Annotated in this window: 20 protein-coding genes and 1 pseudogene; 14 read left to right on the forward strand and 7 right to left on the reverse strand. The window is 40.9% G+C overall.

Features of this window, described 5'->3' with window-relative positions; translation table 11 throughout:
- Nucleotides 1-808: 808 nt before the first annotated feature.
- Nucleotides 809-1006 carry a HAMP domain-containing sensor histidine kinase gene (locus tag F7734_RS31545; protein WP_347566320.1) on the reverse strand — a complete coding sequence of 66 codons (198 nt, stop codon included), beginning with the start codon at nucleotides 1004-1006 and terminating at the stop codon, nucleotides 809-811.
- A 268-nt stretch (nucleotides 1007-1274) separates the two neighbouring features.
- Here F7734_RS31545 and F7734_RS31550 point away from each other — a divergent pair, with 268 nt between their 5' ends.
- The 7 genes and pseudogenes from F7734_RS31550 to F7734_RS31580 all read left to right on the forward strand — a co-directional run bounded on the left by F7734_RS31550 (nucleotide 1275) and on the right by F7734_RS31580 (nucleotide 9597).
- Nucleotides 1275-3287 carry a cation:proton antiporter gene (locus F7734_RS31550; protein WP_155748499.1) on the forward strand — a complete coding sequence of 671 codons (2013 nt, stop codon included), beginning with the start codon at nucleotides 1275-1277 and terminating at the stop codon, nucleotides 3285-3287.
- 260 nt (nucleotides 3288-3547) lie between these two features.
- Nucleotides 3548-3934 (forward strand): annotated as a pseudogene (locus F7734_RS31555) (ATP-binding protein); the annotation flags it as partial.
- A 376-nt stretch (nucleotides 3935-4310) separates the two neighbouring features.
- Complete coding sequence (locus F7734_RS31560) at nucleotides 4311-5621, forward strand: ABC transporter substrate-binding protein (RefSeq protein ID WP_155748500.1); 1311 nt, start codon at nucleotides 4311-4313, stop codon at nucleotides 5619-5621.
- A gap of 122 nt (nucleotides 5622-5743) precedes the next feature.
- A complete protein-coding gene (locus tag F7734_RS31565) occupies nucleotides 5744-6649 on the forward strand; it encodes a sugar ABC transporter permease (protein ID WP_155748501.1) in 906 nt (301 codons plus the stop codon).
- 131 nt (nucleotides 6650-6780) lie between these two features.
- Nucleotides 6781-7665: a carbohydrate ABC transporter permease gene (locus F7734_RS31570; protein WP_155748502.1), complete on the forward strand. Its 885-nt coding sequence runs from the start codon at nucleotides 6781-6783 to the stop codon at nucleotides 7663-7665.
- Between the two features lie 79 nt (nucleotides 7666-7744).
- Nucleotides 7745-8341: a hypothetical protein gene (locus F7734_RS31575; protein WP_155748503.1), complete on the forward strand. Its 597-nt coding sequence runs from the start codon at nucleotides 7745-7747 to the stop codon at nucleotides 8339-8341.
- 164 nt (nucleotides 8342-8505) lie between these two features.
- On the forward strand, nucleotides 8506-9597 hold the full coding sequence (locus F7734_RS31580) for an ABC transporter ATP-binding protein (RefSeq protein ID WP_155748504.1): 1092 nt from the start codon (nucleotides 8506-8508) through the stop codon (nucleotides 9595-9597).
- Between the two features lie 90 nt (nucleotides 9598-9687).
- Here F7734_RS31580 and F7734_RS31585 read toward each other — a convergent pair whose 3' ends face one another.
- Nucleotides 9688-10029 (reverse strand): aspartyl protease, encoded by a 342-nt coding sequence (locus F7734_RS31585; RefSeq protein ID WP_155748505.1) that lies wholly within the window; start codon nucleotides 10027-10029, stop codon nucleotides 9688-9690.
- Entirely contained in the window at nucleotides 10026-10343 is a 318-nt protein-coding gene (locus tag F7734_RS31590) for a hypothetical protein (RefSeq protein WP_155748506.1), read from the reverse strand. Before F7734_RS31590 ends, F7734_RS31585 begins: the two co-directional genes overlap by 4 nt.
- A gap of 104 nt (nucleotides 10344-10447) precedes the next feature.
- Here F7734_RS31590 and F7734_RS31595 point away from each other — a divergent pair, with 104 nt between their 5' ends.
- Nucleotides 10448-10774 (forward strand): hypothetical protein, encoded by a 327-nt coding sequence (locus F7734_RS31595; RefSeq protein ID WP_155748507.1) that lies wholly within the window; start codon nucleotides 10448-10450, stop codon nucleotides 10772-10774.
- Between the two features lie 175 nt (nucleotides 10775-10949).
- Here F7734_RS31595 and F7734_RS31600 read toward each other — a convergent pair whose 3' ends face one another.
- Nucleotides 10950-11264, reverse strand: coding sequence for a hypothetical protein (locus F7734_RS31600; RefSeq protein WP_155748508.1), 315 nt, complete (start codon nucleotides 11262-11264; stop codon nucleotides 10950-10952).
- Between the two features lie 134 nt (nucleotides 11265-11398).
- Between F7734_RS31600 and F7734_RS31605 the strand changes: the two genes are divergently transcribed.
- Nucleotides 11399-11536, forward strand: coding sequence for a hypothetical protein (locus F7734_RS31605; protein ID WP_155748509.1), 138 nt, complete (start codon nucleotides 11399-11401; stop codon nucleotides 11534-11536).
- 22 nt (nucleotides 11537-11558) lie between these two features.
- Here F7734_RS31605 and F7734_RS31610 read toward each other — a convergent pair whose 3' ends face one another.
- Nucleotides 11559-11852 carry a DUF6679 family protein gene (locus F7734_RS31610; protein ID WP_243147192.1) on the reverse strand — a complete coding sequence of 98 codons (294 nt, stop codon included), beginning with the start codon at nucleotides 11850-11852 and terminating at the stop codon, nucleotides 11559-11561.
- 236 nt (nucleotides 11853-12088) lie between these two features.
- On the opposite strand from F7734_RS31610, the gene glgA reads away from it, so the two are divergent.
- Nucleotides 12089-13567, forward strand: coding sequence for a glycogen synthase GlgA (gene glgA / locus F7734_RS31615; RefSeq protein WP_155748511.1), 1479 nt, complete (start codon nucleotides 12089-12091; stop codon nucleotides 13565-13567).
- A 240-nt stretch (nucleotides 13568-13807) separates the two neighbouring features.
- Here glgA and F7734_RS31620 read toward each other — a convergent pair whose 3' ends face one another.
- Nucleotides 13808-14785 carry a D-glycerate dehydrogenase gene (locus F7734_RS31620; RefSeq protein ID WP_155748512.1) on the reverse strand — a complete coding sequence of 326 codons (978 nt, stop codon included), beginning with the start codon at nucleotides 14783-14785 and terminating at the stop codon, nucleotides 13808-13810.
- Nucleotides 14786-15076: 291 nt separating this feature from the next.
- Between F7734_RS31620 and F7734_RS31625 the strand changes: the two genes are divergently transcribed.
- Nucleotides 15077-15505, forward strand: a complete 429-nt coding sequence (locus F7734_RS31625; protein WP_155748513.1) for a hypothetical protein — start codon at nucleotides 15077-15079, stop codon at nucleotides 15503-15505.
- Between the two features lie 351 nt (nucleotides 15506-15856).
- A complete protein-coding gene (locus F7734_RS31630; protein ID WP_155748514.1) occupies nucleotides 15857-18451 on the forward strand; it encodes a hypothetical protein in 2595 nt (864 codons plus the stop codon).
- A gap of 72 nt (nucleotides 18452-18523) precedes the next feature.
- Here F7734_RS31630 and F7734_RS31635 read toward each other — a convergent pair whose 3' ends face one another.
- Nucleotides 18524-19417 (reverse strand): NmrA/HSCARG family protein, encoded by an 894-nt coding sequence (locus tag F7734_RS31635; RefSeq protein WP_155748515.1) that lies wholly within the window; start codon nucleotides 19415-19417, stop codon nucleotides 18524-18526.
- Between the two features lie 636 nt (nucleotides 19418-20053).
- Between F7734_RS31635 and F7734_RS31640 the strand changes: the two genes are divergently transcribed.
- Complete coding sequence (locus F7734_RS31640) at nucleotides 20054-20911, forward strand: PD-(D/E)XK nuclease family protein (protein ID WP_155748516.1); 858 nt, start codon at nucleotides 20054-20056, stop codon at nucleotides 20909-20911.
- Nucleotides 20912-20939: 28 nt separating this feature from the next.
- Complete coding sequence (locus tag F7734_RS31645) at nucleotides 20940-21578, forward strand: GNAT family N-acetyltransferase (protein ID WP_155748517.1); 639 nt, start codon at nucleotides 20940-20942, stop codon at nucleotides 21576-21578.
- Nucleotides 21579-21595: the final 17 nt, after the last annotated feature.

Genomic DNA, 21595 nt, shown 5'->3' on the forward strand with positions numbered 1-21595 from the left:
CATCTGCGGTTGGTTCATTATTCTGTACCTCACGAGAGTGGAAGTTGCTACATAACAACCAAAAGACCCCGGCTTGATAACCGAGGCAAGTGATTGGGAGAAGTTTAAATAGTGATGGGAGATATTAATACCGAAATCTACTAAGTCCTAACCAGCTACAAAAGCAACCAAAACTAAAGTGCCAACTAGTAATGTGGCAAACAAAAAAGGCTTCTATTGCTTTATATAAATGTTCGGTAACTCTCAAATTTTTTTTAGGAACTAAATAATTATTTCCTTCTAAACTTAACATCCAATAAATCCCTCTACCTCGAAGAACTTTTTCGATATTTATTTCTTTACTGTAGATGCTATTGCAACTGACCTATTAGAGCCAAATTGGTGGGAGACATGGAGTTCGACGGATACAAACCTAACTGACGGCGCAAGAACTTATAATTTATCAAAATTTTTACGGGAGTTAAAGAATTTAACCGAAGACTTAATGGCTGAAGATAAGAACCAATCCCTCATAGGTCGATTTTGTTACGCAATTCAGAGAAACTGAAAGCTAGTGTCTTACGTTTACTACTTCTAGTGACGTCAATACAATCAAAATATGGAATATCAACATACGAGCAGTTTATGAAAATCTTGCATGAACATAATGCAGATCTAGAGGCTCTACCTCGCGCAGTTAGATGAGTACAGGAGGCGGAGCCTCCCAACAAGGCATTCCCAGGTAGAACCTGGGAACGAGGTAATATGAAGTTTCGACGGGGAACGAGAGTGGTTCCTTAGTCACTGGTTAGCGATCGCTGATTACTGGTTACTGGTCACTGGTCACTGTCAGCACGGGAATCTCAACAACAAAACAAGTTCCCTTTCCTAGAGTTGAATGAAAGTATAGCCGTCCTCTGTGTTTTTCAACAACAATCTGATAACTAATTGATAAACCCAACCCCATACCAGAACCTACAGGCTTAGTGGTAAAAAAGGGAGGTTCTTCCGTACTTAGTGGGCTAATTTCATATAAAACTTTTTTGAAAGCTTTGTGTAGTCAGCTTTTTAAGCATTATCTAAGCTAGATCGATCCATAAAGCACTTAATCACCGCATTGAAATCCCATACAATCAGGTTCAGATACGAAGCTTATTGATAATTTAGCCCACTAAGTACGGAAGAACCGAAATTCTCTGCCACAAAAGTGTTAAAAAATTGTTCTTGCAATCTAAATGTGTTTTAGCTGACTACCTTAATAATGAAGCTAGGTATGCTACTTAGTGGAAAAAAAGATGGCGGTAGGGCAAAATTTTATTTTAGATCTGACAACAGTTCTGGGTGCATCCGCAGTTGGAGGCTATATAGCTAATCGGCTGCGCCAACCAGTTCTGTTGGGCTATTTAGCGAGTGGATTAGTTGTAGGTCCTTTTGGTTTCAGACTCCTGAGAGAAGTTGACCAGATTAAACCTTTTGCAGAAATTGGTGTTGCTTTCTTATTGTTCGCCCTTGGCGTCGAGTTCTCCCTTGCAGAACTCAAACGGGTAAAAAATATTGCTCTTAACGGCAGTTTACTGCAAATGGGTTTAACTATTTCTTTGGTGGCATTACTATCAACTTTGGTTGGTTGGGTAGATACACCATCTCAAGGTATCTTTTTGGGGGCGGTTCTCTCCCTTTCCTCGACTGCGGTTGTTCTCAAAACTCTTACAGAACGAGGAGAAACCAATACGGTACATGGTCAAGTTATGCTGGCAATTTTGATTGCTCAAGACTTGGCATTAGGGCTAATGCTAGCAATTTTACCAACTCTCAAGAACCCTGCCAATATTGGTTTAGCACTACTCACTGCTTTATTAAAAGTGCTGGTGTTTCTGACAGTGGCTTTTGTTGCAGGGCGCTGGTTAGTTCCACAAGTCATGAAACGGATAGCGGAAACAGAAAATAGCGAGTTATTTCTTCTGACAGTCATTGCTCTGTGTTTGGGAGTGGCATTTATTACTGCTCAGCTTGGTCTTTCCATTGAGATGGGAGCCTTTGTTGCAGGCTTGATGATTTCTGAGATTGATTATGCCGATCAAGCTTTGGCAAAAGTTCTGCCTTTGAGAGACACTTTTGCCAGTATGTTTTTTGCTTCTATTGGGATGCTGATCGATCCCAATATCTTAATTCAAAATTTTGGCATCATTTTGGGTTTGGTTGTAGTCGTGATGATAGGAAAAGCAGCAATTGTCTTGCCTATTGTCTTGAAATTTGGCTACTCCTTTAAAACAGCAGTTATTGCGAGTTTGGGACTGAATCAAATTGGTGAATTTTCTTTTGTGTTAGCTTTAGTGGGTCGGCAACAAGGCTTGATTGCTCAAGAACAGTATTTATTACTACTAGGAACCACGGCAATTACTTTATTATTCACTCCTGTCTGTTTGCGATTTTCTCCAGTGTTAGCTAACAAGATAATAAATATACCGTTTTTGGCTAGCTACTTACGTCAATTTCGAGATACAAAAGATTTGTCTATCCCAGAAGGGTTTCGCGATTATGTAGTTGTTGCAGGATATGGACGAGTTGGGCAAGTTGTTGTCAATATCTTACAAAATCAAGGGCATAAGGTTCTAGTTATTGACAGTAGTGAAGCAGCAATTAAACGCTTAAGAACTGAAAATATTCCTTATATTTTCGGTGATGCAGATTCAGAGTTGGTGTTAGAAAAGGCACATTTAGATAAAGCCAAAGCCCTCGCTATTGCTCTACCCGATCCAGCTAGTACACGCTTGTTACTAAAACGCGCCTTGGAGTTAGCACCCGATTTAGATGTGGTTGCTCGTTCCCATCAGAATAAGGAAATCGATATTCTCACTCAATTGGGGGCGAAGGAAGTGGTGCAACCAGAGTTTGAGGCAGCATTGGAAATTGGATCGCATCTGTTGGGTACTTTGGGAGAACGCCCATCAATTATTTACTCGCTTATGGAAGGGATGCGAAGTAACCGCTACCAAAATATTCGAGTGCAAAGTGGTACTCTTAACCCCGAACTAGATATTGCTCTCAATGTACCAGAACTTCAGCAGCAGTGGATGGCTTTGGCAAGTGACTCTCCTTTAGTAGGTATGACACTAGCAACAGCAGATATCCGTAAAGTGACAGGAGTGACTGTCATGGCAATTCAAAAAGGCGATGAGATACTGCATTATCCATCAGCCAAAACTGTTTTGCAAGTCGGAGATCGCTTGCTTGCAGTGGGTGAACCGGATGAATTAGCCGCATTTCAAGTTTTGATACAAAATCAAGAAACTATTAAAGAAAACTGAAGACTGGGCACTTGTACTGTACGTGCCTCCAAATTGTCTATGCGATCGCGCTAGAGTAGGCATATGCCAACGCAATGACATTGGAATTAATTGGGAATACTAAATCTGGTGTTTAAGATTTGGTCTATCGAGAGCGTATCATTCATGCTTTCCCGGATTTGATGGAACAACTCTTAACAGAAAGCGATGCAAAAATTCAGTCATTAAAAAGCAAAATATTAGATGTTGTAGGGGAAAGTGGACAAGTAATTATTGAAGTCATACCCGAATTAGAACGAATTCTTGGTCAACAACCACTAAATCAAGTATTCATGAATATTTTAGCTAATGCCATTGATGCTTTAGAAGAATCCAATAGTGGACGGAGTTTTACAGAAATTGAAGCACATCCTAACAGAATTACTGTGAAAACTTTCCGCAAAGATAATCAAGCTAAAATTCTTATTGCTGATAATGGTAAGGGAATGAGCGCGGAAGTTATACAGAAAATATTTGACCATTTATTTACAACCAAAGGAGTCGGTAAAGGGACGGGTTTGGGATTGGCTATAGCAAGACAAATTGTTGAAGAAACCCATAGTGGCAAGTTGAGTTGTAATTCAGTTCTAGGTGAGGGAACAGAGTTCTTGATTGAAATTCCAATCTGAAATATACGTAGGGTGGGCATTGCCAACCCTTTCAACGTGGATACAAATATACAGGAAATCAACTCTCTCCTCTTACCTCTGCTTACTCTGCGTCTCTGCGGTTAAATAAATTACTTTTAAACCGCTCCAGGCGCTGAGATCGCAGAGAAAAAAAATGAGAATTGCTCTACTTTGTCGTTTTAGCTAACTGGCTAAATATGAAAAAATGTAAACTTTAGAAATATCCTTCCTCTACTTCTGAAGAAAGTTATCCTTGCTAGCTTTCTCTATCTTTGGAAAGTTGTGTATTAATATAAGAAAAGAAGTAAACAAAAAATCATGTTTAGAGAGTTGAATCTTTTGATTTGCTAGCAGTTAATGACCATATTCATTTATAATGTTGTACCGCAAGCCTCTTAGTAAACTGCGAAACTTGTTACGAAAACAAGGTTTTTTGCCTACAGGAGTTTTTCTGACACTTTTATTGAGTATTATATTATACACTTTGGTGGCATTCTCGCAGCAACCAGTTGTCTTGAATATGTTGATTGCTGCTCCTGATGCTCCACCTTGGAAACAGTTTTTAATTAAAAACTTTGAAGCTAAAAATCCAGGTATTCGGATTAACCTTGTTGAAGGACCGAATGCTACCAATTTGTTGGAAGACTTGTATACTTCTGCTTTTATCCTGGGTGAGTCTCCGTATGACTTGATTTATATGGATACTATCTGGGCACCTAAGTTTGCCGCCGCTAACTGGTTGTTACCTTTAGACGATCGCATTTCCAAGGAAGAGTTAGCAGCGTTTTCACCAAAGGATATAGAATCGGGACGCTATCAAGACAAGTTATACAGGATTCCCGTGCGTTCTGATGCAGGAGTGCTCTACTATCGAGAAGACTTGCTCAAAGAAGCAGGATTTAAACCCCCTGAAACCTTTGAGGACTTAATACGAATTTCCCAAACCTTGCAGAAACAAGACAAGGTAAAGTGGGGTTATGTTTGGCAAGGTCGCCAGTATGAAGGATTGGTGGCAATGTTTGTGGAAGTTCTCGAAGGTGCTGGTGGCTTCTGGATTAATTCTGATACGGGTGAGGTGGGACTGGATCGACCGGAAACTCTCAGAGCGATCGAGTTTTTGCGTAGCACTGTGCGGGAAGGTATTTCCCCTCCTGGAGTGACGACTTATATCGAAGAAGATACCAGGCGGATGTTCCAAAGCGGTCAAGTGGCATTTCTACGAAGTTGGCCTTATGTTTGGACTTTAGCTAATAAAGAGGGTTCGCCAATCCGGGGCAAATTTGGCATGAAAACGATGGTTCATGCACCTGGTAGCACTGGAGGGGCTTGTCTTGGGGGTTGGGGTTTAGGAATTGCGAAATCTTCCAGACACAAAGAAGAAGCTTGGAAAGCAATTCAATATTTCACAAGTGAAGAAGCACAACGCCTAGTGACTCTGAGCGAAAGTTATGCGCCAAGCCGACGCGCATTATTTAAAGATCCGGAGATTGTAGCTAAATTTCCTCACTTTCCTCAGTTGCTGAAAGTTGTGGATAAGGCAGTCTTACGCCCACCAGTTGCTCAATATGCTCAGGCGTCAGATATTTTACAGCGCTACTTAAGTGCAACACTCAGTAATCGTATGACTCCAGAACGAGCAATGCAGGCTGCTGCTAGGGAAACACGCCAACTGCTAAGAATTGAATAAAGTTAATACTGAAGACTATACCAAATTGAAAAAAAGAATGCGACAGATAGTTGGTTGAGGTTAAGTTGAGACACAGCTTACTCAATCCAAAATCTAAAATCTAAAACCCAAAATGGTATTATATGAACTCGCAAACACTCCGAAGTCGGCAACAAAGAACAGCATGGGTTTTACTCACACCAGCATTGCTACTGCTGTTGTTTGTATTTGCGTATCCGATCGCACGGGCATTTTGGTTAAGTGTATTTACTAGAAATTTGGGAACGGAGTTACAACCTGTATTCTCTGGTTTGGATAATTATGTACGGATGATGGGGGATGGTCGTTTTTGGCAGAGTCTTTGGACGACAACTGTGTTTACAACAGCATCCGTGGTTTCAGAGTTATTGCTGGGATTGGGAATTGCCTTAGTTCTCAATCAAGCGTTTTTTGGACGGGGAGTTGTGCGTACCATCGCAATTCTACCTTGGGCTTTGCCTACGGCTCTGATTGGTTTAGCTTGGGCTTGGATTTTTAACGACCAGTTTGGAGTTGTGAATGATATTCTGTGGCGATTGGGGTTGATAGAGACTGGTATTAACTGGTTGGGAGATCCAACGCTGGCCATGATAGCAGTTATATTTGCTGATATTTGGAAAACGACACCTTTTATTAGTATTTTGCTGCTAGCTGGTTTGCAGTCAATTTCGCAGGATCTTTATGAAGCTCATTCCGTTGATGGTGCAACGCCATGGCAAAACTTTTATAAAATTACTCTGCCGTTGCTGTTACCGCAAATCCTAATTTCGGTGTTGTTTCGGTTTGCTCAAGCTTTTGGGATTTTCGACTTGATTGCTGTGATGACTGGAGGGGGACCTGGTGGTGCAACGGAAGTGGTGTCGCTGTATATCTATTCTACTGTGATGCGCTACTTGGATTTTGGATATGGGGCTGCTCTTGTGGTTGTAACGTTTTTAATACTTGTTGCAGCGGTGGCGATCGCTAGTTTCTTGCTTAACAAATCTCGTGCTGGTGGTTCGCAACTTTGAATTTGAGGGATTTTTTAAAACCGCAGAGGCGCAGAGGGCGCAGAGGAAGAGAAAGAGAGAAGAAATTTAATCGTTGGTTTACCCGTGAGAGTTTATGTGGCGAATTACTAGATATATGGAGTTATAAACTCATGACTGCAATTCGAGAAACAATTCCACCAAGAACTTCAAAGCCACCTAAAAAGGCAATTCCTTGGAAAAAATTCTTGCTACCAATAGCAATTGCACTCGTGGTTTTGTTCAGTCTAGCACCAGCCTTTTGGCAACTGCTGACGTCTTTTAAGGTGAATGAGGATATTGCTGCTATTCCCACTGTCTATGTTCCGACGCGATACACTCTTGCTCACTACATTGAGCTATTTGTCCGCCGTCCATTTTGGCGTTATATCTTCAACAGTGCTTTCGTTTCTGTGACATCTACAGCTCTTTCTTTAGCGATTGGAGCACCTGCAGCTTATGCTCTTGCACGGTTACGTCCTTGGGGTGAACGATTTATTCTTGCAGGTGTGCTTATTGTGACTTTATTTCCTGGAATTCTTCTATTTATAGGATTGTTAGAAATTATTCAAGCACTCAGGTGGGGTAACAATTATTTGGCGTTGATTATACCTTACACTGCTATCAATTTACCTCTGACAATTTTAGTTTTGAGAAGTTTTTTCCAGCAATTGCCCAAAGATTTAGAAGATTCCGCTAGAGTTGATGGATACAATACTTTTCAATTGCTGTGGCAAATTGTACTCCCTATGACTCTTCCCGCCCTGGTAACGACTGGGATTCTTACTTTTATTTTTGCCTGGAATGAGTTTATTTTTACGCTCACGTTTATGACTCGTGAAGAGTTAAAGACAATTCCCGTGGCTGCAGCACAGTTAGGTGGTGCTTCAGTTTATGAAATTCCCTATGGTCCAATTGCAGCTGCAACTGTTGTGGGAACTTTGCCTTTAGTTTTACTTGTTTTGTTTTTCCAGCGTAGAATTGTTCAAGGTCTGACTGCTGGTGCTGTTAAAGGATGAATGGATTTTGGATTTGGGATTTTAGATTTGGGATTTTAGATTTGGGATTGATTAAGAATTTTGGATTTTGGATTGAAGAATGCCATACAGCCAATTTACTCTCAAAAAACTGGTAAAAGACTTTAATTTGAAAATTGAGGAAAACATTGTGCTTTTCCCAGAAATTACACCAGTACCACCCTCAGATTTTCTCGTTCGGTTCCTAGATAAAACTGTACCTTTAGCTCTGGCAACAGACACAGAAAAATCTAGATCTGAAATGATAATTTTTCCAGTACTATTGGAGGTAAAGGAGCAAAAGTGCAATGAGGTAGCGCTGTTTAGTGGCAACGATTTCACAGTCGATCCGAATCTTGGGCTAAATGGTAATCCAGACTTTTTGATTAGTCTTGATAAAGAACAATATTTCATTTCAGCCCCGGTCATGACGATTGTTGAAGCAAAAAATAACAATCTGAATAGTGGATTGGGTCAGTGTGGTGCAGAAATGCTAGCTGCTAAAATTTTTAATGAAAATGAGGGTAAGGATGTATCTGCTATTCACGGGTGTGTTACGTCAGGGACTGCTTGGAAGTTTTTGCGTTTGATTAACAACATTTTGTACATTGATAAGTTAGAGTTGTCGCTATTTCCATGCGATCGCTTACTAGGAATTTTTTTATCGATTCTACAATAAACTTTCTTTGAAAATAGGCGATCGCATCCCCAATCGCCAATCTAAAATCAAAAATTCTTAATCAATCTAAAATCCAAAATCCTTAATCAATCCCAAATCCAAAATCTAAAATCCAAAATCCTTAATCAATCCCAAATCCAAAATCTAAAATCTAAAATCGAAAAATGGCTAAACTCGTACTAAAAAACCTAAATAAAACCTACACCTCCAAAGTTGTTCCGGTAAAAGATATTAGCTTAACCGTAAATGATGGAGAGTTTCTCACTTTACTAGGTCCTTCTGGTTGTGGAAAGTCTACCACATTGCGAATGATTGCAGGGCTTGAAGAACCGACTCGCGGTCAAATTACAATTGGAGACGCGGATGTCACATACAAACGACCAGCCGATCGCAATATCGCAATGGTGTTCCAAAGTTATGCACTTTATCCCCACATGACAGTGTACGACAACCTGGCTTCTGGTCTCAAACTACACCGCACTCCACCTACAGAGATTAAAAGCCGAATAGCAGACGTTGCCAATATTTTAGGATTAGAAGAATTATTGAACCGCAAGCCCGGTCAACTGTCCGGGGGACAACGACAGCGAGTAGCGGTAGGGCGAGCGCTTGTGCGTCGTGCCAATGTATACTTGTTGGATGAACCATTAAGTAACTTAGATGCACTGTTGCGCGAACGAGTGCGTGCAGATATCAAGCAACTATTTGCTGCTCAAAATGTTCCGGTTGTCTATGTTACCCACGACCAGACAGAAGCGATGACACTTTCTACCAAAGTGGCTTTGCTCAATGATGGTTATGTCCAACAACTTGACTCACCCGATCTCATTTACAACCATCCAGCCAATTTATTCGTTGCTGGATTTGTTGGGAGTCCTCAAATGAATTTACTGACTTTGCCTTGTAAAGGGCGACACGCAATGCTGGGGAATTTCCAGATAGCTCTCCCAGATTTACCAACTGTTCCACCTGAAATTGTCTTGGGAATTCGTCCGGAAAACGTTCGGATTCCAGAAGCAAATGATACACAAACGATTAAAGGGCGAGTGTATCTAGTAGAAAACTTGGGTATGCACTATTTGGTCAGCGTGAGGATTGAAGGATCGCAGACGACAGTACGTGCATTGCTACCAACAGACCAAAGTTGGAGTGGTGAGGATATTACCTTAGCATTGTCTCCCCAACATATTCACTGGTTTGATGTTCGATCTGGGGATGCTCTTATCAGGCGACAAATGTCGAGTGTTGGAGCGTAGATTTGGGATTGTATTGTTTGAGGTAATATCAAACCTGGCTCTGATTTGAGTAGAGACAAGACAATCGCCCTAAGATAACGTCAGTATTCCCTACTGTCTATCAACAACCAACCGACGACTTTGCAACCAAGGCAATCCCAAAATAACTTCTCTCAAGTCAGACCCAGCAACCACCTCAAGTGTATACTCCTGTGCATCTAATACTACCTTTCCCAAGTAAGTATTGAATACAGTTTCACCCATAGCAGTTACAACATTTCTTGTTTCTACACGAGGCCACTCAAGAGCTTCCAAATCTTGCTCGTTGATTGCCAACCACTCTGTAGAACCTGTGTCAAGTAAAGCGGTTACTGAAAAACTCTCGCCACTGGCACTAATCAAATCAATTTCAAAGAATAACTGACCTATATCATCAAATTCTCCTTGGATCATATCCGTCCGCAGACTCCTGTCTCATTCAAACGGAAAGTTGCAAATTGACCTTGTGGGTATTTTTGCAGCGCTTGTTGTAAAGCACTCATACTATTTGGTGCGACGAAGTAGTCTCCACTATTTGGCTCGATTAAGATAAACCAATTGTAGTGGTCTTGAATGAGTTGGAGACGAAGTTGCTCAAAAATGATACGACCGCGTTGATGAAAAGCTTCCACCTCTGCTTGGCGTTTGGCTTTTTCTGTAGGTGAAATAGTACGTTCTGGAAATAATCTGCCTCTTCTAGGGCGATCGCTGTTATGTAACTGTGTCATTTTTGTCCTTTGCTGTATTTCGTTAGCTGGCAAGCTACTAATTATCGTAATCCACTTTTTCAGCAAACAGTACAAACGATGCAACATTGTGGAAAACTCGTATCATGTCCATAGTAGAGCTTTACGATAAACACCAAGTGACTTCAGTATTAGCACAGGGGCTTGTGCGACAGGAGAGCATTCGGGCGTTGATGTCAGAAATGGTTAGTGATAAAGCAGCACAAACATGGCTGGAAGTATGGCGGGAAGTAGTAGAAAATCGTCCTGAGTTTCAAGTTTCCCTTAGTCTTTTAAATACTGCTGTCCGCTATCGAGAGACAAAAGGAGACAGGCGTACCTTGCTAGAACTTCCTATTGAAGAACGTAAGTTGTTACAAGAGGTGCTAGGAATCAAAGAATCTTCAGCTTTAGAGGAGCGAACAAAGAAATGAATCCACAACAAATACGGGAGATTAAATCACAAATCATATCATGTCCGGTAGCATAACCATAATAAAAGTGTCTTAATTTCTTAGCGCCTTTGCGTCTTTGCGTGAGTTTTATTCAGGGTATATAAGCGGACATGATATCACAATCATCAGAAATAGATTCGTATCCTTCACCCTTTCAAAAATGAGCGAACGTACAGGTGTTAGTGTATGGATAAATTAAAAGAGGAGAATCATTTACTGGACAATAAAGCCATCCCGTGTTAACTACTTTTGTATAGTACTCAGCAGCGACAATGAGGTCAAAAGCAGCTGCAAGTGAAATACCGGGTGCGGTAGCAGTTCTTTCAGCATTTTTTAGAGCTTGCTCAACAAGAACTCTGGCTAATGCTTCTTCATGAGTATTGGGTTCAAAAGCTTTAGTTTCTGAAAGAAGCTTTTCTATCCAATCAACCTGAACTTCCAACTGCCGATCGCTGTCACTTGTACTCAAATAATCTCCTACGAGAACTTTGTATCAATATAACCTAATAATACTTAGATTAATTATTATTTGGATATGAATCGAATACAATTCCTGTAAATTAGCCATCTTAGTATGTCTCGATCCGATGCCAAGGCTTGTGAATGCAAATCGCGAGGCTTTACAGAGCGATCGCTAGTTGCACACTGGAGGCGGAGCCTCCCAATCAGGCATTCCCAGGCGGAGCCTGGGAACGAGGTGGGGGAGCCGATCCATTCCTCAAAGAAGTCGGGGATCTATAGAGTGTGAAACTGATTGAATATTTTATTTTTCTTCCTGCTCTAGCAGCTTGGAAAGCCTGTCCTTGATATCTTGTACTTGCCGATCGCACTTTGGCAGTGTTAACAAACGAACTTCTATTTCCGCAATATTGTCAATTCGAGTGGTTTTCTCCCACATTCTCTTTTCTGTATCTGATTCGTGCTCGTAACGAAATGTTACAGTATCATTGCTGACATCCATAATTTCTACATTCTTTAACCAGCCATTACTGCTCCTGACGAAAAGCCACACGTTAGGCGAGCCAATGAGTTCTTTGAGTTTACTCTCCATACCCATAATATTTAGAATCCCAATTTAAAAAATATTAACATACTCTGTCAATATAGCTTAAGACATATTCTTGCACGGGTTCTAAATATAGAGAAGGTCATTTTCACGGATAAACGGCACTTATCCAGTCACTCGGTAATTTTGTTCCTAATGAATAGGTAACTTACTTGCCAAGAGATACATTTTTTCTGTAATTATGGAAAACATAATATAAAGTAAAATTTTATTAAGCGAGGATAGACATGTACATCGTTCACCTTGCCTCAGAATGCGCTCCTGTTATTAAAGCTGGAGGCTTAGGCGATGTCGTTTATGGACTCAGCAGAGAATTGGAAATCCGGGGGCATTGCGTCGAACTTATCCTCCCGAAGTACGACTGTATGCGCTACGACCACATATGGGGGTTACATGACGCTTACATGAACCTGTGGGTACCCTGGAATGGTGCGGCGATTCACTGTTCGGTCTACTGTGGGTGGGTACACGGGCGAGTGTGTTTCTTTATCGAACCTCACTCACAGGATAATTTCTTTAATCGCGGCTGCTATTACGGTTGCGATGATGACACTACGCGATTTGCGTTCTTCAGCAAAGCCGCTTTGCAATTTTTGCAACAGAGCAACAAGCGACCTGATGTCATCCATTGCCATGATTGGCAAACAGGCTTAGTTCCAGTGATGCTCTATGAGATTTACCAATATCACGGGATGAGTCATCAACGGGTTTGCTACACCATTCACAACTTCAAGCATCAGGGCTTTGGTGGTGGTGAGATTCTACGAGCAACGGGTTTAAACCGAGCAGAACATTACTTCCATTACGATCGCCTGCGAGACAACTTCAACCCCTTTGCCATCAACTTTATGAAAGGGGGAATTGTTTACTCCAACGCAGTCACGACCGTTTCACCCCACCATGCCTGGGAAGCTCGTTATACTCCCATTGGGTACGGACTAGGTCACACCTTGCACCTGCACCAAGGTAAATTTACTGGAGTTTTGAACGGCATTGATTACGATTTCTGGAATCCAGAAAAAGACCGTTACATACCCCATCACTTTAGTCAAGACAATTTTGAAGAGAAAGCGAAGAACAAAAAAGCTTTACGAGAACGGCTGCTATTGCAGGATGTCGATAAACCACTCATTGCTTACATTGGTCGTTTGGATGACCAAAAAGGCGTGCATCTTGTCCATCATGCAATGTACCACGCCATCCACAACGGAGCACAATTTGTGCTGTTAGGTTCGGCAACAGAGTCAAAGATTAATGCTCACTTCCAGCACGAAAAACGCTTCTTAAACGATAATCCTGATATTCATCTGGAACTTGGCTTTAACGAAGAATTATCCCACTTAATTTATGCAGGGGCTGATATGATTGTTGTTCCCAGCAATTATGAACCCTGTGGGTTAACTCAGATGATTGGTTTGAAGTACGGTACTGTGCCTATAGTTCGGGGAGTCGGTGGACTTGTCAACACCGTGTTTGACCGAGATTACGATGAAAACAAGCCCCCAGAAGAGCGGAACGGTTACGTATTCTACCAGTCTGATTATCATGCCATTGAATCGGCAATGGATCGCGCTCTGAAGTTGTGGTACAACGAGCCAGAGGAATTCCGCAAGCTTGCCCTCCAAGGGATGGAGTATGACTACTCTTGGAACAACCCAGGAGAAGAATACGTGAAGATTTACGACCAAATTCGATATCAGTGGTAAGTTTTGTCATTGGTCATTTGTCATTTGTCATTGGTCATTTGTCATTTGTCATTTGTCATTTTGTAATGTAGTTCGGTTTATCTCCGCCTAGCTACTTGGTAAATGAGTTTGGATTTACTACCTGTAGATTAATTCCTTGCTCTGTTACACGGGCAGGGAATTATTTTTTCCCGTGTTTTGTAATTCACAGGCAGTTCTCAAGCTTCGCTAGGATGTATGTAGAGTTATAGGTTAATGACTTCACTCATAAACTTTCGGATTGACACAATAAGGTAAGCGATCGCCTTTCAACCCAGCAATTAAGTTAGCGATCGCCATATTCGCCATTTTTTCCCGTGTTTGGCGACTGCCACTACCAATGTGAGGAGCAATAATCAAATTATCGAGAGTGAGTAACGGGCTATCGATGGGAATTGGCTCTGGATCGGTAACATCTATAGCTGCACCTGCAATTTGTCCGTCTAAAAGTGCTTGGTACAGGGCATTTTGGTTGACAACTCCTCCTCGTGCGGTGTTAATGAGAATGGCAGACTGCTTCATTAGTTCAAACTGCCGATCGCTAAAGAGATGGTAGGTATCATCAGATAACGGAGTATGAATCGTCACAAAATCTGATTCTTGCAGTAAACTTTCAAAACTTACAAACTCCACACCCAAGGATTGCTCTACTTCTACCCGACACCGATGTTTGCTAGTATACAAGAGCCGCATCTCAAACCCCTTGGCACGACGGGCAACTGCCTGACCGATACGCCCTAAGCCAACGATTCCCAAGGTAGCACCTGTAATATTTGCCCCCAGTAACAAGTCTGGTTCCCACGTGCGCCACAAACCAGCACGAGTAAACCTATCCGCCTCCACAACTCGTCGTGCAGCAGCCATTAATAATGCCCATGCAAAATCAGCAGTTGCATCTGTGAGTACACCAGGAGTGTGACCGACTGGAATCTTTTTTGCAGTGGCAGTTGGGATATCAATATTATCGTACCCAACTGCTATTTGGCTAATTACTTTAAGACAAGTTTCGGCTTCTATCAGTTGTTTGTCAATCCGGTCAGTCAGCAAGCAAAGCAAGCCATCTACTGTCTTCACCTTTTCCCGTAAAACTTCATAAGGAGGTGGTTGGCGTTCTTCCCAAACTTCGATAGTTGCAACTTGTTGCAGTTGAGCTAAATCGGTGGGAAGGCGGCGGGTGATAAAGACTTTGGCTTGGTGCATGGGTTAAGGTTTACAAGGTTTTCAGATTTAGGGTGTGCGATCGTAGTAATAGCCGATCGCTTAGCTTTTGATATAAATACTTGTACCTTTCTTATTTTAAGAGAAATTTTTAAAATAACTCTGTAGAACTACGAATTTACAAAACACAGAAAAAGAAATAAAAGAAATAAAAGAATAAATCAACAGCAAGCCGTTTTCTTTTCTTCTTGGAACAAAAGAAGAACAAAAAACATTGAAAAATTAGTTCTATTTTTGAGTTAGTCGCACATCAATATCGGGAAGCACACCATAATGAACTTCAGCGTAAAATCTAGTTTCTCTTTTCTAACTTTACTAGGAATCACAACACTTTTAGCAGCACCCGTAGCTGCTCAGACTGCCAAAGCAAGTGGAAGTTTTGTGTTATTTAAACCTTCTGGCGGGTCACAAACTATCAGTGGAGAAATTAGTTTACCTGCTGGGTTTTATTTTCAGGGACCTCTGAACGTGAAACCGACAGTCGCAGCAGGAAAAACTCCAGGTGGAAATGACGAAAGCATTACTAATTTACTGATCGATCCTGGTGCAGTCACCGCAGTCACGAATTCCGTCAGTGCTAATCCCTTTCTTCAAGAAGCAGCCGCAGCTTTAAAAGCTGCTATAACAGCCAATGATGTTGCTGCTCAATCAGCAATTATTAAATCAGGTGCTGGAGTCAATGGTTTAAGCGGTCTTGAATAAGAAGAAATTTGCATAGATATGTAACAAAATGCAATTTTTTCTATTTGGTTCGTAGTTGCGCTTTAGCGCGATCGGCGCAACTACTAATCCGATCGCTCCCAATTCTCTTTATGAAAGTAAGACATTGAGATTCCCCTAAAATCCCCTTACGGTGTACACACCAGTCTGAAATAGTTAATAGACCTAGAAATTGTAGGTTGGGTAAACCCGTGTGGAAACCCAACAAATGTCTGTCAATGTTGGGTTTCGTTCCTCAACCCAACCTACGTTCATCTGTCGCCAATATTTTAATAACCAATATTACTTATTTTACATGAGACTACTCAAATTCTTTTTCTTACTTTTCATCAAATGAAAAATTTGATTTTCATCAAAAATATCAGTATCTTTTTGCTTTCTATAATAACTTATAACTTTTACTCCTTAAAATCAGCAAAAGCCCAAATATCTCCCCCTCCTCAATCAGAACAAAACCCTCAAAAATCAGAAAACTTAGAACCGAGAGATAAAAATCAAAATCAACAAGAAATTCTTCTAGACGCTTTAACAGTTAGTGCTAGTAAATATCCTTGGCTTGTTAATCCAACCGATAACTTAACCTTTTCTCCTCAAGTCTTTAAACCCAATACAGATAATAGCTATTTTGATTTTGATATAAATTTTGCTAAAGAAAATCCCATTATTCAGAAATTTACATTTGCTCTTTTTCCTAAACAAAACCAATTCTACTGGGTACTCCCCGGTAATAAAATTATTTTCGAGACTCAAGGATGGCAGGGAGGAATTCTTTATCAAGGCAAATCCACTGACACTGAAATAACGCAAAGCATCACACTAGAGCAAGCATTTGGAGGTTTTCAAGCCGTTTCGCTTATTCCCAATAATTTTGAGAATCTAACCGGGGATGTCGAAAATCAAAACTTTTCCATCATGGCTATTGGAGGACAAATAACAAATCCACCAGGAATTCCAGCCAATCGGGTAATGATTCACAGTGGAATTGATACTAGAAATTCTAATATAACGATTTTGAAAAATACTGTTCCCAATCTGGGGAGTGGTTCGACTTACAGTTTCAACGGCGGTAATTCTTTATTTCAATTCTTAAATTTTTCTAATTCTCCCCGAATTTTGCAAGGCTTTCCTACTATTGATTTAAAACCTCTACTCAATGATGGTCATGTGAAATTGGCAGAACGAGAGATTATTCCCAAAGGTGTTTTAGAAGCGACTGGAATTTTCTGGGGAGATTCTTTCACAGGAAAACCATCTCAGTTTACAGCACCAATCACTTCTTTTCCAGGGATTAAAGTTGCACAGTTAGGAAAGTTTGATAATACAGATTTATTAAACACCTTAGTCAATCCCTTGCAAACAGATATCGAAAGAGATTTACACTATCTCAATTCGTTATATTGGGTGTCCTATGGTCAAAGAAAACCCAAGTTTGTCGTTACTACACAACGTCAAGCTGAGAACGATTGGTACAGGGTGTATTTTAGCCGTGTTCGCAACAGCACTACGATTGAGTACAACCCTGTGAATGTTAGTGCTTCTTATACTAATGTTTTTGCTAATCCTGGTATATCACTTACCCTCAATTTAGAAGATGGCAAGATTGATGAAACTCAAAGTGTCAATTCTACTATAGGAATGGCGTTTGGTTTAATTTTTGAAAATATTGATATTAATAACCTCAAGACTCATCTCGAAGATGCTAAAACCCGCTTTAACAATCGAGAGAAGTTTAGCGCCTTGACAACGAAAGCAACTGCTCTTCAAAGAAGGCAAATCAATTACAGGCTCGATCGCACATTATCTTATGCTAATTTGGTCAGTGGTTTAAAACAGGTTTCTGGAACCATGACTTTTAAAAGCAAAATTACACCCGTCAATTCCAACATTGTTCAAGTGAGAGCAGGGCTTTACAGACGGGGAACACAGTTTTTCAACAAGGATAGTAGCCCAGTCATAGAAGGAAATACTTCGTTTTCTCAACTAAGACTTTCCAATGAAAACTTTGGTCTGCTGACTTTTATCAGCACACAACTTCCCTTGGGGAAAACTACTGTGACTCCGATAAACGAATCCGCATCTGCTGAGATTATCTTACAACATCCAAACGGGAAAACTTTTGTTCAACAATTTGATTTAGTAAATACTGAGATAGTACCTATTGGTATTAAATCATCAGATTTAGCCTTCGATCGCATTGAACTAACCAAAACAGATCGTCAAGATATTCGCTTCAGCAGTTTTAATGGCTATTTATATTTACCAGCAGTAGAAATTGTGTATGCTGGTTCTTCTGGTCAATTTAACTATAGCACTACGACAGGTTTTTGGTTTAATACTAATTCTAACACGGCTCCTGGTGTGTTTCATAACAATATGGGTTTGCAAGAAGTTGCCTTAGGAATATACAGCAATATATTGCTGAGCTTTCAGAAGATAGATGTGCAAAGAGATGCTAGCTATAAACCAAAAGCAATTAAAACTTACGCTTCATTCTTTAATGCGAATTGGAATAGTGCTAGTAATAGAAACAATCCCTTTTCCGCCACCCTCAGTTATTCCTACTCTTACCAAAATCAGAACTTTGGGTTTTCAGTGACTCCAGGTATTACTTTTACTGAAAGTCGCGATCGCAGTGAATGGACAAAATTTCTTACCACACAATTTAGTCTAAAAACTGGCTTAGAATGTAAGACAATACTAGAAATAGGCAAAGAACTTTTTTTTGATTTAAATGCCTTACAAAGAATCAATCGAGACACATCTATTGGAGCATATGTCAAAAATTTTAGTGAAATTAACCTTGGTCTTGACAGTCGAGCTTCCAACCTTAACTACGGCATTATTCTAAAACATAAATATTTAGAAGCTCAAATTGGTATAGGAGAAAAGGGATTGGATACTCGATTACAAGGAGGGTTTCGATTTTGACTAAGGGGATTAGGAATTAGGGGTTAGGAATGAATATTTAACCGCAGATGAACGCTGATGCACGCAGATGAATTATAAGCTTTCATAGGTAAGTTCTTTATTTGCCCAGTGACTTTCTGCCAGAAATTCACTAAATGTAGTCAAAAGCCCGGGAAACTCTTCCCGTAAATGCTGAACATCGGCTTGATAACCCTTGGTGCGATACCACTGAATCAAATCAAACAATTCCTTTCGCAAGAGGAGCAAAAATATCCAAGATGGTGTCTCTCTGTAGGTTACTGGAATTCCTTGCGCCTTGGAGAAAGCCTCTGTCATTTGCTTTGGAGTGAGTACATCGCCAGCAAGCTCAATGTCTTGACCGATATACTTGGAGGGATTCTTCATTACATAAGCTGCAACGCGCCCCATGTCCTTAGTTGTAATCAAATGCATGGGTTTATCTGGTTGAATAGAGAATGGGAAAACGCCTTTGAGGATAGACGGGCGAGTGTACTTCTTCCAAAATTCCTCCATGAACAAGCAAGCCCGCAACATCGTTGTTGGTAAACCCGCCTCTTTCAACACCTGCTCTACCTTGTACTTCTGTTCAATATGGCTGATTCCAGAATTCCTATCTGCCCCACCTGCAGAATTATACACAAAGTGCCTGATGTTATTTTTCTTTGCAACTCGTGCAACTCTCTTTGCTCTCTCGACTTCTTGTGGATCGGGTTGAGCAGAATCTGCAGAGGTGGCGTGGCAGTAAACAGCCGAAATTCCTGCAAAGGCGACTTCTAGTGAAGCTTCATCGTCTAAATTTGCCTCCACAAGCTCAACTCCTGCTTCGTTCATCTTTGCTAGGGAAGGACGCTCAAGATCGATTTTCCTGGTTATGGCACGTAGGTTAGTCATTCCCTGTTCGAGAAATCCCTTGACGACATTTGTGCCAGTGCCTCCGGTAACTCCAATCAGCAAAATCTTATCCATTTTTTACACCTTCTAAGGAAAATTTAGGATTAAAATTTACATAAAAATTAAAACATTCACGGCTTATGGTCACTTAACGTACTTGAACGTTGTCCCCGCTAATTCTAAATTTGTTGGCTCTGCTTAGCTAGAAGAAGTCATAAACCTATCTTAATCTTCAACAGATTACTTGATTTAATGACATATTTCTTGTACTGAGGGCTTAAACTGCCCATAATAGGAAATATGTCTCACGATGAAATGCTTGTCAGCACCCCGACCTAAAGGACGGGGCTTCGTGCCTCCCCTTTAAGGATAGCTGACCCGCTTAAGTACCTTTGAGCAGTCGCTTCAACCGGGGGAACCCCGGCAACGCGCTGCTCTGAGTACTACGTTACAGGGAAGTGTTCAACTCCTATTTACAAATGTAATTTCTTACAAAAAAACATCCCAACACCAGTGCTCACTATTTTGGTGAAGGTAATCTTGGAGCTTTGGAAATAGAGAGTCAATTAAATTTTGCGTCAGGTAAACCATAATTGTTTAACCGGACATGATATCAGTAATATTTAGCTAAGCTGTCAAGTATTTAACTTGCATATTGCGTTAAGATGTAGCTCCTGTAGAGTGGGCGGGAAACCCCTTTAGAATATAAATATGCTAACCACTCAACCTCAACTTTTACGACTTTCACAAGGACAACTCAACGTACTTGAACGTTGTCCCCGCCAATTTCAACACACCTACTTAGAACAACTTCATTCTCCCTCTAACCCAGAGCATGAGGAACGGCAAACTTTGGGTAGTCGCTTTCACCTGCTCATGCAACAGCGAGAAATGGGGTTGCCTATTGACTCTCTCTTAAAAGAAGATGCTCAATTACAAAGCTGGATGACAGCCTTTGCTAATGCAGCACCTGAAATTTTGATGCCCTCCTCTCAGACCCAAACCTTTCGTGAAAGCGAACATTACCGGACACTCCAAGTTCAAAATTATTTACTGGCGGTTATTTATGACCTATTAATTGCAGATAGAGAGCAAGCACAAATTCATGACTGGAAAACTTATCCAAAACCACCAAATAAAAGCAAATTAGAACAAAACTGGCAAACACGGCTCTATATGTACGTTTTAGCTGAAACTAGCAATTATTTGCCAGAAAATATTTCTATGACTTACTGGTTTGTCCAATCTGAAGGTCAATTACAAAATGTTAAGTTTGTTTACAGTACCTTTCAACACCAGCAAACTGCTAACAGGCTGAATCAACTCCTAAATCGGTTAACATATTGGTTAGGACGTTACTCTCAAGGAGAATTATTTCCCCAAGAACCTGACGGTAGCAAAGCCTGCAACTACTGTCAGTACACGACACGGTGCAATCGAACCCAAGCTATGTCCGAGCAAACATCTGCGTCCGCTCTTAGCGCAAGCCGTACTCGGCTTATCGCAACTCCTGTTCTAGCAGCTACAACCTTACTAAATCTAGAGAGTATTCAAGAAGTTAGCTTGTAAATTGCAGATAACTTTTAATTACTATTTTATGCATTTTGATGATAGTGATGCGGTTTATGTCCGCGAATTAGGAATAGACGACATTGCCCCTATTTACCACTTGGGCGAAGAGTTATTTACCAGCGATTTATATCCTTATCTATATCGTTGCTGGGATGAATGGGAGGTGATTGGGCTTTACAACACCGATCCAGAATACTGCCTGGTTGCCGAAGTTGATGGGGATCTTGCAGGATTCATTTTGGGAACCATTATTACCAAAGCAAGCTGGACATACGGATACATTTTGTGGTTGGGAGTTAGTCCCAGGTTTCAACGTCGCGGCGTGGGAGACCAACTGGTTGATAAAGTTGTTTCACGCATGATAGAAGATGGGGCGCGATTCATGCTAGTAGACACAGATCCTGCCAATGTACCAGCCGTAAAATTCTTCACCCGCAAAGGTTTTGGTAATGTCCGCCAACATATTTTCCTATCTATGAATCTTAGCAGGCACGAGTACTATGGCAGACTGATTGATTACGAACATCAAAAAGCTGAAAGAGCAGGTTATAAGCGTTCTCGTCCAACCATGCGTCCCCGAAAAACTGATGGAGTCGCTGGTGAAATTGTCCTCAATACTCTGGTAGGCGAACCGGAGAATGAGGGAGTGGGGAGTAGGGAGTAGGGACAAGGGGGACAAGG

This window comes from Scytonema sp. UIC 10036 (genome assembly GCF_009725235.1).

Excerpts from the sequence above, each read along its gene's own strand:
- F7734_RS31550 (WP_155748499.1), top strand. The coding sequence starts at position 1,275 with ATGGCGGTAGGGCAAAATTTTATTTTAGATCTGACAACAGTTCTGGGT.
- F7734_RS31560 (WP_155748500.1), top strand. The coding sequence starts at position 4,311 with ATGTTGTACCGCAAGCCTCTTAGTAAACTGCGAAACTTGTTACGAAAA.
- F7734_RS31565 (WP_155748501.1), top strand. The coding sequence starts at position 5,744 with ATGAACTCGCAAACACTCCGAAGTCGGCAACAAAGAACAGCATGGGTT.
- F7734_RS31570 (WP_155748502.1), top strand. The coding sequence starts at position 6,781 with ATGACTGCAATTCGAGAAACAATTCCACCAAGAACTTCAAAGCCACCT.
- F7734_RS31575 (WP_155748503.1), top strand. The coding sequence starts at position 7,745 with ATGCCATACAGCCAATTTACTCTCAAAAAACTGGTAAAAGACTTTAAT.
- F7734_RS31580 (WP_155748504.1), top strand. The coding sequence starts at position 8,506 with ATGGCTAAACTCGTACTAAAAAACCTAAATAAAACCTACACCTCCAAA.
- F7734_RS31585 (WP_155748505.1), bottom strand. The coding sequence starts at position 10,029 with ATGATCCAAGGAGAATTTGATGATATAGGTCAGTTATTCTTTGAAATT.
- F7734_RS31590 (WP_155748506.1), bottom strand. The coding sequence starts at position 10,343 with ATGACACAGTTACATAACAGCGATCGCCCTAGAAGAGGCAGATTATTT.
- F7734_RS31595 (WP_155748507.1), top strand. The coding sequence starts at position 10,448 with ATGTCCATAGTAGAGCTTTACGATAAACACCAAGTGACTTCAGTATTA.
- F7734_RS31605 (WP_155748509.1), top strand. The coding sequence starts at position 11,399 with ATGCAAATCGCGAGGCTTTACAGAGCGATCGCTAGTTGCACACTGGAG.
- F7734_RS31610 (WP_243147192.1), bottom strand. The coding sequence starts at position 11,852 with ATGGGTATGGAGAGTAAACTCAAAGAACTCATTGGCTCGCCTAACGTG.
- glgA (WP_155748511.1), top strand. The coding sequence starts at position 12,089 with ATGTACATCGTTCACCTTGCCTCAGAATGCGCTCCTGTTATTAAAGCT.
- F7734_RS31620 (WP_155748512.1), bottom strand. The coding sequence starts at position 14,785 with ATGCACCAAGCCAAAGTCTTTATCACCCGCCGCCTTCCCACCGATTTA.
- F7734_RS31625 (WP_155748513.1), top strand. The coding sequence starts at position 15,077 with ATGAACTTCAGCGTAAAATCTAGTTTCTCTTTTCTAACTTTACTAGGA.
- F7734_RS31630 (WP_155748514.1), top strand. The coding sequence starts at position 15,857 with ATGAAAAATTTGATTTTCATCAAAAATATCAGTATCTTTTTGCTTTCT.
- F7734_RS31635 (WP_155748515.1), bottom strand. The coding sequence starts at position 19,417 with ATGGATAAGATTTTGCTGATTGGAGTTACCGGAGGCACTGGCACAAAT.
- F7734_RS31640 (WP_155748516.1), top strand. The coding sequence starts at position 20,054 with ATGCTAACCACTCAACCTCAACTTTTACGACTTTCACAAGGACAACTC.
- F7734_RS31645 (WP_155748517.1), top strand. The coding sequence starts at position 20,940 with ATGCATTTTGATGATAGTGATGCGGTTTATGTCCGCGAATTAGGAATA.